Genomic DNA, 12606 nt, shown 5'->3' on the forward strand with positions numbered 1-12606 from the left:
CATGTCCGTCGTCCGTACGCACACCTACTCCGTGGACCCCGCCGACCTCGAGGAGTTCCTCGCCCGGCGGGCCTCCCTGATCGGGACGGTCAGGGACACCCACCCCGGCCTGGCCTTCGCCCTGCTGATCCAGCTGGACGACGGCACCTACCGCGACACCTGGCACTGGGAGGACGGCGCCCAGATGGGCGCCGCGCTCGCCGCCATCTCCACCTTCCCCGAGGCACCGCTGACCATGGCGCTCACCAAGGACTCGACGGCCCAGAACGGCCGCATCATCGACGAACGCTGACCAACGACAGGAGGCACCTGAAATGTCGCAGAAGACCACCCGCAAGCCCGGCACCCCCGGCGCGTTCTCCCGCTGGATGCAGCGGACCATGAACAACCGCATGAGCCGCAAGATCCGCCGTGGCCACGGCACCTTCGCCGGCATGGACGTGCTCATCCTCAACACCGTCGGCCGCCTCAGCGGTCAGCCGCGCGAGACTCCGCTGGCCTGGTTCCCCGACGGGGACGCCTGGCTGGTGGTGGCCTCCGGCGGCGGCAGCCACCACCCGGCGTGGCACGTCAACCTGATGGCGCACCCGGAGCGGGCCAGCGTCGAGCTTCCCGGCCGCCCCGCCGTACCCGTGACGCCGGAGGTCCTCGAAGGCGCCGACCGCGAGGAGGCCTGGGAGGGCATCACCGCCGCCCAGCCCCGATACGGGAAGTACCAGAGCAAGTCGGACCGGCAGTATCCGGTCGTCCGCCTCACCCCCCGGTGACCCGCCCACCGTCCGCGGCCCGTGCCCGAGGCTGAACGCCAGGGCACGGGCCACAACCGGCAGCGCCTCCAAGGAGAACTCATGAACATCGCGGTCATCGGCACCGGCAACGTCGGCCGGACCCTCGGCGAGGCGCTCACCTCCGCCGGCCACACCGTCACGTACGGCTCACGCGGCCAGGAAGGCTCCGTGGCCGCCTCCCTCGAAACGGCCGAGGCGGTGATCGTCGCCATCCCCGGCGACGCCGTACCCTCCTTCGCCCGCGAGCACGCGGACGCACTCACCGGCAAGGTCGTCGTCGACGCCACCAACACCTTCGGCGGCGGCCCGCTCCACAGCGCCGCCGCCTTCGCGCCCGGAACCCGATACGTCCGCGCCTTCAACGCCCTCGGCTGGGAGAACTTCGAGAACCCCGTCTTCGACGGCGGCGTGGCCGACCTGCTGTTCTCCTGCGAGGAGTCCGAGCGCGAGACCGCCGAGACGCTCATCCGCGACGTCGGGCTCAACCCCGTCCACCTCGGCGCGGGCCAGTACGACGTGCTCGACGGGCTGTTCTTCCTCTGGTTCGCCCTCGTCAACAGCCAGGGGCGCGGCCGTCACCTGGCCGTCAAGGTCCTGCTGTAGTTCTTGCCCGGCGGCCTGCCGGGGATCGGCTTGCCGATGAGCGCCACCGGCACGAACAGGCTGAAGTGCCCGAGCGCCACCGTCAGCGTCCACAGCTCCTCGTCGTCGTAGTGGACGGCGGCCCTGGCGAACAGCTCGTCGGAGACGCGCTCACCGCCCGGGTTGTGGGTGAAGACCGCCTCCGCCAGCTCCAGCGCGACCCTCTCCGCGTCGGTGAAGTACGGCGCGTCCCTCCAGGTCGCCACCGCGATGATGCGCTCCTCCGTCTCCTCCAGCTTGCGCAGCCGGGCGGTCAGCTGGACGGTGTGGTAGGTGCTGCCGACGATCTGGCCGGCGCGCAACATCATCAGGGTGAGGGTCGTCTGCGGGACCCGGCTCTTCCTGAGCGCTCCGTGCACGGCCCCTGACAACGCGGCGAGCTCGGGGAACTGCTGGGTGAGGTCGGGCAGGCGCGACTCGATCTCGTGGCTCATACGGGGATGTCCCTTCTCCTGTGGCTGACGCACTCGAATGACCGACGACGCGGGCACGGCAAACGTGAGGCGGGAACCCTGCGGTTAGGATCGGGCGGTGGGCCAGACCGCGGACGGCGTCGACCGGTTCGAAGCATTCCGGCCACGCATGGAAGCCATCGCCTACCGCCTCCTCGGCTCGGCCGCGGAGGCGGAGGACGCCGTGCAGGAGACCTTCCTGCGCTGGCAGGCGGCCGACCGCTCCCGCATCGAGGTGCCCGAGGCCTGGCTGACGACAGCTCTCACCAACCTGTGCCTCAACCAGCTCGCCTCCGCGCGGGCACGCCGCGAGACGTACGTGGGGCAGTGGCTCCCCGAGCCCCTCCTCGCCGGCGACCCGATGCTCGGCCCCGCCGACACCGCCGAGCAGCGCGAATCCGTGTCGTACGCGGTGCTGACGCTCATGGAACGGCTGTCGCCCAACGAGCGGGCCGTGTACGTGCTGCGCGAGGCCTTCGACTACCCGCATCGCGACATCGCCGGGATCCTCGGCATCACCGAAGCCGCCAGCCAGCAGCTCCTCCACCGCGCCAAGAAGCACGTCGCCGACGGCACGGCACGACGCGTCGAGATCGACGACGCGGCCGCCCGGCGGATCGTCGAGGAGTTCCTCGCCGCGGCCACCAGCGGCGAGACCGGCACGCTCGTGCGCCTGCTCACCGAGAACGCCATCACGATCGGCGACGGCGGCGGCAAGCTCCCCGCCCGTGCCACGCCGTACGTGGGAGCCGTCGCCGTCGCGAGGTTCCTGCGAGGGCTGTTCAAGCCCGCCGAGTCCAAGCGGGTCTTCGTCGGCGGCACGCCCGGCGTCTACGCCACGACCGCGAACGGCGGGCCCGCCGTCGTGGCCGTCATGGACGGGCGGGTCGTCGGCGTGATGTGCCTGGAGGTCACCGGCGAGGGGATCACCGCGATCCGCAGCCAGGTCAACCCCGACAAGCTCGCCCGCGCCACGGCCGTCTGGGCCGCACAGGAACGGGGAGAGCCGGTGATGTACGCGTTCTAGGCGGGTGTGAGGTGTTTCACATCCGCGTCCTGTCAGGGATCGGCGGGCTGCCCGGTTCAAGGGGCATATCCGCTCATCGACAGGGAGCAACGACATGCAGCAGCGTCACCGCATCATCGTCCTCGGGGCCGGATACGCCGGAGCCATCGCCGCCGGGCGGCTCGCCAAGCGGCTGAGCGGCGCTGACGTGTCCATCACGCTGGTCAATGCCGAGGCCGACTTCGTCGAGAGGGTGCGCATGCACCAGGTGGCGACCGGTCAGGAGCTCAGGTACCGGCCCTTCAGCGAGATGTTCAAGGGGACGGGGGTGATGGTACGGCTCGGCCGGGTCGTCGCGGTCGACGTGGACGGCAAGACGGTCACGCTCACCCCTGACGAGGTCCTCCCGTATGACACGCTCGTCTACGCCCTGGGCAGCCGCTGGAACCCCGGCGACGTGCCCGGCGCAGCCGACCACGCCCACGAGATCGCCGGCCGCCCCGGCGCCCTGCGGCTGCGCGAGCGCCTGGCCACCCTCCCAGCGGGCCGTACCGTCCTCGTCGCCGGCGGCGGCCTGACCGGCGTCGAAGCGGCCACCGAGTTCGCCGAAGCCCGGCCCGACCTGCGCGTCGCCCTCGTCACCGACGGCGCGCTCGGCGACTGGCTCTCCCCCAGGGGCCGCGCCCACCTGCGCAAGGTCTTCGCCAGGCTCCGCATCACCGTCCACCAGCACACGGCCGTCTCCGCCGTCGCCTCCGACCACGTCACCACCGGCGACGGCGCCACCATCCCCGCGGACGTCACCGTGTGGACGACCGGCTTCGCCGTCCACCCGATCGCCCAAGCCACCGGCCTGGAGGTCACCGCCAGAGGCCAGATCGTGGTCGACGGCACGATGCGCTCGGTGTCGCACCAGGACGTGTACGCGATCGGCGACGCGGCCACGGCCATGGGGCCCGGCGGCAAGCCGCTGCGCATGTCGTGCGCCTCGGGCACGCCGATGGCCTGGCAGGCGGCCGACACGATCGCCGCCTTCCTGACCGGCGGGAAACTGCCGCACGCGCCGTTGCGGTACTTCAACCAGTGCATCTCACTGGGGCGCCGGGAGGGGTTGATCCAATACGTCACGGCGGACGACCGCGCGGTCGCCGCGGTGCTGACGGGGCGGATCGCGGCGGTGTACAAGGAGCTGGTGTGCAGGGGCGCGGCGTGGGGCGTCGAGAACCCCATGCTCGGCCTGCCGACCCGCCGCCGCCGGGTCACGCGGTTCAGCCCTCACTCCGAGAGCGCCGACTCGCAGACCGCGCAGACGAAGTGATCGTCTTTGACGATGTTGTCCTGACCGCACATCGCACAACGGCGGAAGACGATCGGGTGGGTGAAGGCACCGGGATGGTCCAGCCCTGCCAGGTCGAGCGCCACCTCCACCGCCGCCCACGACGCCACGTCGGGACAGTAGCCGGTGGACTGGTTGCTGATCCCGGCGACCAGCCAGCGGTCTCCGTCTCGCGCGAAGCTGATCTCACCCGCGCTCAGGACGGGACCGCCGCCCGCGCACGCGACGTGCTCGCTGCGCTGCGGGGCCAGGCGCAGGGCGCCGTCCACGTCGACGACGAAGGTGAACGGCCTCTCGCGCTCGTCCTCGGGCTGCTCATCGAGCCAGCGGGAAAGGTCGTCCTGCCCGCCGATCCTGCGCCCCGAACAGCCGTCCCTGACCTGGTCGCGGATCTCGGCGGGCCCGACGTAGTCGTAACGCCGCGTCATGACGCCCTGCCCCCGACATGCCCCTGCAGCCGGTCCATCGCCTCCTGCCGGGGCAGGTCCGCGCCGTCCCGGTAGGCGGCCGCGTAGGCGGCCTCGCCCAGTTCCTCCGCCAGCGCGGGCACGAGCCGGGACATGTCGGCATCTCCCGCGTCGAAGACGCCCCTGAGCACCTGGCTCATCCCCAGCGCCGTCGCCGCCCCCTTCGCGTCGCCCTCCAGCCAGAGCACCCTGGCCAGCATCTCCGCGCCGCAGGCCATGGCGTTGGCGTTGGTATGGGCCAGGATGCCGCGCAGGGCTTGGGGCAGCACCTCGCGGGCGCGTTCTGCCGCACCCTCGGTGACGAGGACGCCCAGGCGGGAGGCGACGATCACGTCGGTGTTGAGCTGGGGCGGGCCGGGCAGCCGGTGGATGAGCGTCTCGAGTTCGTCGATGACCTGGTGGGCCTGCTCCAGGTCGCCAGCGTGGCGGAGGACCTCCACGAGCGGGAACAACATGCTGGCTTCCAGCCGCCGGTGGCCGAGCTCGCGGCCCTGGCGCCGGGCGGCGTGGATGTCCTGCAGCGCGCCGTCCAGGTCGCCGCCGCGCATCCGGTTCTGGGCGAGGTGCGACTTGGTGATGAACAGGTGCTGCTCGGTGCCGAGTTCGGCGGCGATGGTCACGGCTCGCTCGCAGAGGGCGATCGCACGATCGTGTTCGGCGCGCAGGCCATGGACGCGGCTCTGCCGTACGAGGCTCATGACCAGCCCCCACCGGTCGCCGACCTGCTCGAACAGGCGCAGAGCCTCTTCGCGGCGGCCGGCGCCGGTGTCCTGGTCGCCCTGTTCCGTGAGCATGAAGTCGTAGGCCCAGTTGGCGCTGGCGCGGACCCAGGGGTCGGGCGAGTCGAGCGCTTCCAGGTCCTGGGCGTCCTGGGTGGCGAGCTGGGACAGGCGGAGCAGCGGCAGCGCGTTGTGGAACTTGGTCACCCCGGGGAGGCGGAGGTTCTCGCGGACCTCCTGCCCGCCTCCGCGCCCTGACGTGGAGCGCACGACCTCGAAGGCGGCACGCGCGTCGGCGGGCAACTCGTCGCCGAATGCCAGCATTTCGCCCAGGAAGGCATCGGACTGGGTGGACATGCCGCGCATGCCCCAGTACCAGATCATGGACCGGACGAACCGGGCGGCGGTGGCGGCGTCGCGCGCCTCGATGGCGGTGCGCAGCGCGGCGGCCAGGTTGTCGTGCTCGGCGTCGAAGACCTCGACGGCCCGCAGCTGGTCTCTGGTACGCAGCAGCGGCTCGTTCTCCTCGGCCAGTGCCAGGTAGTAGGCGCGGAAGCGCTCGGTGATCGGCTCAGGGAGCTTGCCGGCCGCGTAGGCGCGGATGGTCTCCAGCATCCGGTACCTGTCGCCGGTCTCCTGGATCATCGACTTCTCGACCAGTGCGGCGGCGATGTAGAGCAGGTCGTCGGCCGGGAGCGACTCGTCGGAGCAGATCGCCTCGAGCGCGGCCAGGTCGGCGCCGCCGGGGAAGGCGGCGAGCCGGGCGGCCAGCAGGCGTTCGTGCTCCTCCAGCAGGTCCCAGCTCCATTCGACCATCGCGAGCAGCGTGCGCTGGCGCGGCAGCGCGGTCCTGCTTCCCGAGGTGAGCAGGCGGAAGCGGTCGTCCAGGCGCTGGGCGATCTGCGCCACGCTCATCGCGCGCATCTTGGCCGCGGCCAGTTCGAGCGCCAGCGGCATGCCGTCCAGCCGCCTGCAGATCTCCACGACGGGCCGCAGGCTCGCCTGGTCGAGCTCGAAGCCCTGCCGTACGGCGGAGGCCCGTTCGACGAACAGCCGCACGGCGGCGGAATCGGCGGCCTCGGCGACGTCGGCGGCCTCGACGGGCAGGTCGAGGGGGCCGAGGTGACACAGCGCCTCGCCGGTGATCGCCAGCGCCTCCCTACTCGTGGCCAGGATGCGCAGGTGCGGCAGCCGTACGAGCAGCTGCTCGGCGAGCTGGGCGGCGGCCTCGACCAGGTGCTCGCAGTTGTCCAGGACGAGGACGGCGGGGCCGACGTCGAGCTGCGCGGCCAGCCGCGCGGGGGCGGGCGCCTGGGGCTTGAACCCGCCCTCGAACAGTCCGCCACAGGCACTGAGCACCGCGTCGGCGATCTGGTCCGGCTGGGTGACTCCGGCGAGCGGCACGAACCAGGTCCGCTCCTCGGCCTGGTCCGCGGCTTCGAGCGCCAGCCTGGTCTTGCCCGCGCCGCCCGGCCCGACGATCGTCACCAGCCGCGCGGCGTCCATCTGCCGCGCGAGCTCTTCGAGCTCGCGTTCCCGGCCGACGAAGCTGGTCAGCCTGGCCGGGAGCTGGCTGGGCGCGGCCTGCGGCTGTACGGCGGGGTGGTCCAGTTCGCCGCGCAGCAGGGCGAGATGGAGGGCGCGAAGCTCGGCGGAGGGGTCCACGCCCAGCTCGTCGCCGAGCCTGCCGCGCACCTCCTCGAACACCGCCAGCGCCTCCGACTGCCGTCCCGCGGCCGACAGGGCGCGGATGCGCAGCTCGGCCAGGCGCTCGCTGAGCGGGCGGGCGACGCCCGCGGCTCCCAGGTCGGCGAGCACCTCGGCGTGGCGGCCCAGCCGTACCTCCGCGTCGAAGAAGTCCTCGGCGACGGCGGCGCGCAGCTCGTCGAGCCGGGCGGCGACGTTGCGGGCGAACGGGGCGTCCAGCACGTCCGCGAGCGCGGCGCCCCGCCACAACTCCAGGGCGGTACGCAGCAGAGAGGAGGCTTCGTGCGGCCGTTCCGCGGCCAGCTCCCTCCGGGCCTGCCCGGCCAGCCGCTCGAAGCGGTGCACGTCGACGTCGTCGGGGCGCAGCGGCAGGCGGTAGCCGCCGGCGACCAGCTCCACGGTCTCGGCGCCGCCCAGGGCACGGCGCAGGCGGGAGATCAGGCCGTGCAGCGCGTTGGCGGCGCCGGCGGGGGGCTCCTCGCCCCAGATGGCGTCGATGAGGGAGTCGGCGGAGACCGGTCTGCCCGCTTCGAGCGCCAGGCGAGCCAGGAGCATCCTCAGGCGGGTGCCCGGGATGTCGACCGGGGAGGCGTCATCGGGAGTGGCTGCTACCGGGCCGAGGAGGGAGATCTGCACGGGGGCAAGCTTGCCATCTGCGACATCTGTCTAGCGGTTCGGGATCGTGGGCAGGTGGGGCGGCGCGACCGGCAGCCGTACGGTGATGGTGAGCCCCCCGGCAGCGCGCGCGACGACGCTGAGCGTGCCCTCGTGCGCGTGGACGATGCTCTTGACGATCGCCAGGCCCAGCCCGACCCCCGCGTGATCGTTGCGGATGCGCTTGGTGCCGCGCTGGAACGGCTCGGTCAGCGTCGACACCAGCTGCGGCGCAAGCACCGCGCCCGTGTTGCTGACGGAGAGCACGACAGACCCTGGGCCGACCGCGGTGTCGACCCAGACGGTGCCGCCCTCGGGAAGATTGTGGACGATCGCGTTGTGCACGAGGTTCGTGGCCATCTGCAGCAGGAGCACGTGCGACCCGACGGCCCTGGTGACCTCGCCGGACGTCTCGATGGCGACACCCTGCTTCTCCGCCAGGGGCAGCAGCGTCTCGGCAGCCTCCTCGACGACCAGCGACAGGTCGACGCTGTCCTTGGCGAAGCGCCGCTGGTCGGCGCGGCTGAGCACGAGCAGCGCCTCGACCAGGTCGATCGCCCGGGTGTTGACGATGTGGAGCCGCTCGATGAGCTCGTCGGTCTCCCGCTTCGGGTCGTTGCGGGCCACGTCGAGGAGGGCCTGGGTGATCGCCAGCGGGGTTCGCAGTTCGTGGGAGGCGTTGGCGGCGAACCGCTGCTGCTCGGAGACCTGCGCCTCCAGCCGGGCGAGCATGGTGTCGAAGGCGTCGGCGAGCTCGCGGAACTCGTCCTTGGGGCCCGGCATCCAGATGCGGTGGGACAGCGACCCGCTCGCGGCCTTGCGCGTGGCCTGGGTGATGCGCGCCAGGGGGGCGAGCATGCGACCCGCGAGCATCCACCCGCCCACCAGGCCGAACACCACCAGGAAGACCATCACCCAGGCCGCGGCCGGGGCGAAGGCGCGGAGCAGGTCGCCCTGGTTGGGGACGTGGCCGCCCAGGGCCATGATCGGCCTGTTGGGCACGTAGCGCAGCAGGAAGACCCACACGACGGCCAGGAGCAGCGTGCCGGCGATGATGAGGAAGCCGGCGTAGCTGAGGGTGAGCTTGAAGCGCACGCTCAGGCCGGGGGGCCGGCTACTCATGTCCCGCGCCACCGTCGACGCCGCCCGTCTCGATGCGATACCCCACCCCAGGCGCCGTCGCGATGATCCACGGCTCCCCCAGCCGCTTGCGCAGCGCGGAGACGGTGATGCGCACCGCATTCGTGAAGGGGTCGGCGTTCTGGTCCCACGCCCGTTCCAGCAGCTCCTCGGCGCTGACGACCCCGCCCTCCGCCGCGACCAGAACCTCCAGCACGGCGAACTGCTTCCTGGTCAGAGCGACATACCGCCCATCCCGGTAGACCTCCCGGCGGAACGGATCCACCCGCAGCCCGGCCAGCTCCCGCACCGGCGGCCTGCTGTGAGCGCGCCGGCGATCGAGCGCCCGCAGCCTGAGCACCAGCTCCCTGAGCTCGAACGGCTTCGTGAGATAGTCGTCGGCGCCGAGCTCGAACCCCGAGGCCTTGTCGTCGAGCCGGTCGGCGGCGGTGAGCATGAGGATCGGCATGCCGCTCCCGGAGGCGACGATCCGCTCCGCCACCTCGTCACCCGACGGGCCGGGAATGTCCCGGTCGAGGACGGCGATGTCGTAGGTGTTGACGGTCAGCAACTCGAGCGCGGTCACCCCGTCGCCGGCGATGTCGGCCGCGATCGCTTCCAGCCGCAGCCCGTCGCGGATGGCCTCGGCCATGTAGGGCTCGTCCTCGACAATCAACACTCGCATGCCACCGATGCTACGAACCCACGCATATCGCTGGCATATCGGAAACCGCATACGTGCTGGTAACGCCGCATTTCCTTCACTTGACCGCATGGTCATCAACACTGCAACAACACGCGCCCGCCGGCTTCTTGTTGTCGGCGTGGCAGTGATCATCGCCACGATCGCCGCCACTGTCGCCTGGCAGCTCATGACGACGTCGGCCATCTCACTGGGCGCCGTCCTCGACCCGCGCGGCTCCGGTTCACTTTCTGGAACCGGGGAGGACGATGGCGCCGTCCCCGACCGGGTCACGGTCTTCGACGAGTTGCCTGCCGTGGCCAACCTCGACCCCGACCTGCTGTCCGCCGTACGGCGCGCGGCCGCCGACGCCGAGGAGGACGGCATCGAGTTCAACGTCAACAGCGGATGGCGTTCCAAGGCGTACCAGCAGGGGCTGCTGGAGGATGCGATCTCCCAGTACGGCTCGGCGGAGGAGGCGGCCCGATGGGTGGCCACACCCGACAAGTCCGCACACGTGTCGGGAGATGCCATCGACATCGGGCCAGTGGGGGCGGCGGCGTGGCTTTCGCGGCACGGGGCACGGTACGGGCTGTGCCAGATCTACCGGAACGAACCCTGGCACTACGAGTTGCGGCCCAAGGCGGTCAAGCGGGGCTGCCCGGCGATGTACGCGGACCCGACCGAGGACCCGAGGATCACAGGCCGTCGCGACCGCTGAGCTCGGGCACGGCGATCGCGGTCGTGACCAAGATCGTCCTCGTGGCCAACGAGCTGGGGCACGCCCTCGTATAAGGCGTTAATGGGCTTGCCGCAACTCGCATGCCGCAAGCATGCTGGTGTCCTGCGGATCTGACGGGCCGTGCCGTACCAACGCCTCCTCCACGCCACCCGGGGCGCGACGGCTACGGCTGCTCGCCCCTTCGGGAATGCCAGGCCTAAGGAGAAGCCGGTGTCACGCAATCCTGGACGTACCACGCTGGCCGCCGTCGCCGCCTCGGCTGGTGTATCCGTGGCCACCGTCTCCAAGGTCCTCAACGGCCGCCCCGACGTCGCACCCGCCACCCGTTCGCTGGTGCAGACCCTGCTACTGGAACAGGGCTACACGCCGCCCACCTCCCACCGCGACCAACCCCAGGCCACGGCGACGGTCGAGATGTGGGTCGACGACCTGTGCGCGTACTCCACCGAGGTCATCAAGGGCACCGTCGAGGCCGGCGCCGAACTGGGCGTCGCCGTCGTCGTCACCTACCCGAAGGATCTGACCGACAAGGGCGTCTCCTGGGCTCGCGACCTGGTCGCCGGGGGCCGCCGAGCGCTGATCACCCTCATGAGCGTGCCGACCCCCCACCAACTGGCCGCCCTCTCCCTGGCCCGCCTCCCCGTGGTCGTCATCGACCCGCTGAAGCTGCCCGAAGCCCCCGTCACCAGCGTCGGCTCCACCAACTTCGCCGGCGGCATGGCCGCCACCCAACACCTCCTGGGCCTCGGCCACCGCCGCATCGCCTACCTCGGCGGCCCCGCCACCTCGACCACCAACCAGGCCCGCATGCACGGCTACCGCGCCGCCATGGAGGCCGCGGGCGTACCCGTCCTGGACGGCTACATCCGCACCTCAGGCTTCTGCTACCCCGACGGGATGCAAGAAGGAGCCGCCCTGCTCGACCTGGACCCGGCACCGACGGCCATCTTCGCCGCCGGCGACGAGAGCGCCATGGGCGCCATCCAGGCCGCCAGAGCCCGCGGCCTGCGCATCCCGGAGGACCTCAGCGTGGTGGGGTTCGACGACACCGAGATCGCCACGATGACGTCGCCGCAACTGACGACCGTTCGCCAGCCGCTGCGCCAGATGGGCGTCATCGCGGTGCGCACGGCGCTGCGGCTGGCGGCGGGGGAGAGGATCGAGTCGCATCACGTTGAGCTGGCCACTGAGCTGGTGATTCGCGGTACGGCTGCCGCGGCCTGAGCTTCGGGCGCGGCAGGCCGAGCCGGCTCAACTCGGATGTGTCCCCGCATCTCCAAAGTTGGCGACACCGAAGCTGTGTCTCATGAACTCCCAGAACGATCGGTAGCGGACGGCGCCGGGATGGTCGATGGAGAAGTCCCATGCCTCCCACTCGCCGTCCGGGGTGACGACGTGAGGGTTGAGCATGAGGGTCTGGCCCTCGACGTACCTGCCGATGCGGAGGGTGTCGGGTATGTACTCGTCCCGCGTGTGAATGCAGTCCTGCTCGGGACCGTAGACGAAGTACTGCGCATCCGGAACGGTCGGACGGGGCCCGCCCGGCGCCCAACTCTCGCAGAGTTCCGGATCGACGTCGCGGGTCCAGCCAAGCTGACACAGATGCAGCAGCGGGAAGAGACTGATGCCTTTCCATCCGTTGGCCACGGCGAGAAACTCCCTGTAGCTCGGCGGGAGCCGTTGCCCGAGCCGCTCCTCGTGGCGCACGATCTCCTCCTCGGCCGCTCCCAAGGGCACTGGGGGCGTTCGGAGGGAGTGCTCTCGGGCTGCCATGGTCTTCAGGAAGGCAGCCCATGGGTAGCGGGGGGTGTCGGCCGAGGTCATGCGGCAACGGTAGCGATCAGTTCCGACAATTCAGCCGTGCCGCAAGGTAGGGCCATGCCGCTACCTGCCGACCACCTTGAGCTCCACATCCGCGGCCAGCCAGCTAAAGCTGCGGAGGGGGCTCGGCTTGCGCTAGGCGTCGCCGGTCAGTTGAGTGGCCCTTTGGGATGCTGGTAGCTGGCCTCGCAGTTCCGATGATCTTGGAGCGAGCGGCGTCAGCGTCATCTTCCTCGGGCCCTGCACAGCCTCTCGGATAGGCGAATGCCAAGTCGCTCGCCCCTTCCGAAGGAAGAAGCGGGCGCTTCTCGCATGACCCAAGGAGGGCGGGCTCTTCACCGCTTCTCGCATTTCTGTTGCGCCGCGGCGGGGAGTCTTCGTCGGCGCAACCTCTTCAGCCTCCAGCTGGCGACTCTGGCCGCCCATCTAACCTGGTTTGCTACGGCCAGCTTCGGCTTCCCGATCCTCCTC

The 12606-nt window shown here is 71.1% G+C and carries 13 protein-coding genes; 7 read left to right on the forward strand and 6 right to left on the reverse strand.

The annotated features are described in order from the left end of the window. Position 1: 1 nt before the first annotated feature. From HNR30_RS14590 to HNR30_RS14600, 3 genes are all read left to right on the forward strand, one after another. Positions 2 to 292 (forward strand): hypothetical protein, encoded by a 291-nt coding sequence (locus HNR30_RS14590; RefSeq protein WP_181610385.1) that lies wholly within the window; start codon positions 2 to 4, stop codon positions 290 to 292. A 22-nt stretch (positions 293 to 314) separates the two neighbouring features. Further along, positions 315 to 767: a nitroreductase family deazaflavin-dependent oxidoreductase gene (locus HNR30_RS14595; protein WP_181610386.1), complete on the forward strand. Its 453-nt coding sequence runs from the start codon at positions 315 to 317 to the stop codon at positions 765 to 767. Between the two features lie 81 nt (positions 768 to 848). Beyond that, positions 849 to 1391, forward strand: coding sequence for an NADPH-dependent F420 reductase (locus tag HNR30_RS14600; protein ID WP_181610387.1), 543 nt, complete (start codon positions 849 to 851; stop codon positions 1389 to 1391). On the opposite strand, the gene HNR30_RS14605 is transcribed toward HNR30_RS14600, so the two are convergent. Continuing rightward, positions 1364 to 1864, reverse strand: a complete 501-nt coding sequence (locus HNR30_RS14605; RefSeq protein WP_181610388.1) for a carboxymuconolactone decarboxylase family protein — start codon at positions 1862 to 1864, stop codon at positions 1364 to 1366. The two genes, HNR30_RS14600 and HNR30_RS14605, sit on opposite strands and share 28 nt — an antisense overlap. Before the next feature lie 97 nt (positions 1865 to 1961). Between HNR30_RS14605 and sigJ the strand changes: the two genes are divergently transcribed. Both sigJ and HNR30_RS14615 read left to right on the forward strand, forming a co-directional pair. Further along, positions 1962 to 2909 carry an RNA polymerase sigma factor SigJ gene (gene sigJ / locus HNR30_RS14610; RefSeq protein WP_181610389.1) on the forward strand — a complete coding sequence of 316 codons (948 nt, stop codon included), beginning with the start codon at positions 1962 to 1964 and terminating at the stop codon, positions 2907 to 2909. A gap of 94 nt (positions 2910 to 3003) precedes the next feature. After that, complete coding sequence (locus HNR30_RS14615) at positions 3004 to 4206, forward strand: NAD(P)/FAD-dependent oxidoreductase (protein WP_181610390.1); 1203 nt, start codon at positions 3004 to 3006, stop codon at positions 4204 to 4206. Here HNR30_RS14615 and HNR30_RS14620 read toward each other — a convergent pair. From HNR30_RS14620 to HNR30_RS14635, 4 genes are read right to left on the reverse strand one after another with little or no spacing between them, the layout of a single operon-like run. Continuing rightward, positions 4164 to 4652: a hypothetical protein gene (locus tag HNR30_RS14620; protein ID WP_181610391.1), complete on the reverse strand. Its 489-nt coding sequence runs from the start codon at positions 4650 to 4652 to the stop codon at positions 4164 to 4166. The two genes, HNR30_RS14615 and HNR30_RS14620, sit on opposite strands and share 43 nt — an antisense overlap. After that, complete coding sequence (locus HNR30_RS14625) at positions 4649 to 7753, reverse strand: AfsR/SARP family transcriptional regulator (protein WP_181610392.1); 3105 nt, start codon at positions 7751 to 7753, stop codon at positions 4649 to 4651. Before HNR30_RS14625 ends, HNR30_RS14620 begins: the two co-directional genes overlap by 4 nt. A gap of 30 nt (positions 7754 to 7783) precedes the next feature. Continuing rightward, positions 7784 to 8893 carry a sensor histidine kinase gene (locus tag HNR30_RS14630; protein WP_181610393.1) on the reverse strand — a complete coding sequence of 370 codons (1110 nt, stop codon included), beginning with the start codon at positions 8891 to 8893 and terminating at the stop codon, positions 7784 to 7786. Beyond that, positions 8886 to 9575, reverse strand: coding sequence for a response regulator transcription factor (locus HNR30_RS14635; protein ID WP_181610394.1), 690 nt, complete (start codon positions 9573 to 9575; stop codon positions 8886 to 8888). Before HNR30_RS14635 ends, HNR30_RS14630 begins: the two co-directional genes overlap by 8 nt. Positions 9576 to 9714: 139 nt before the next feature. Here HNR30_RS14635 and HNR30_RS14640 point away from each other — a divergent pair, with 139 nt between their 5' ends. Together HNR30_RS14640 and HNR30_RS14645 are read left to right on the forward strand one after the other, a co-directional pair. Then, on the forward strand, positions 9715 to 10293 hold the full coding sequence (locus HNR30_RS14640; RefSeq protein ID WP_312894410.1) for a M15 family metallopeptidase: 579 nt from the start codon (positions 9715 to 9717) through the stop codon (positions 10291 to 10293). A gap of 231 nt (positions 10294 to 10524) precedes the next feature. Beyond that, a complete protein-coding gene (locus HNR30_RS14645) occupies positions 10525 to 11538 on the forward strand; it encodes a LacI family DNA-binding transcriptional regulator (RefSeq protein WP_181610396.1) in 1014 nt (337 codons plus the stop codon). 27 nt (positions 11539 to 11565) lie between these two features. On the opposite strand, the gene HNR30_RS14650 is transcribed toward HNR30_RS14645, so the two are convergent. Next, positions 11566 to 12138, reverse strand: coding sequence for an SMI1/KNR4 family protein (locus tag HNR30_RS14650; protein WP_181610397.1), 573 nt, complete (start codon positions 12136 to 12138; stop codon positions 11566 to 11568). Positions 12139 to 12606 lie beyond the last annotated feature (468 nt).

The sequence above is a fragment of the Nonomuraea soli genome (genome assembly GCF_013761175.1).
GTDB classification, from domain to species: Bacteria; Actinomycetota; Actinomycetes; order Streptosporangiales; family Streptosporangiaceae; genus Nonomuraea; species Nonomuraea soli.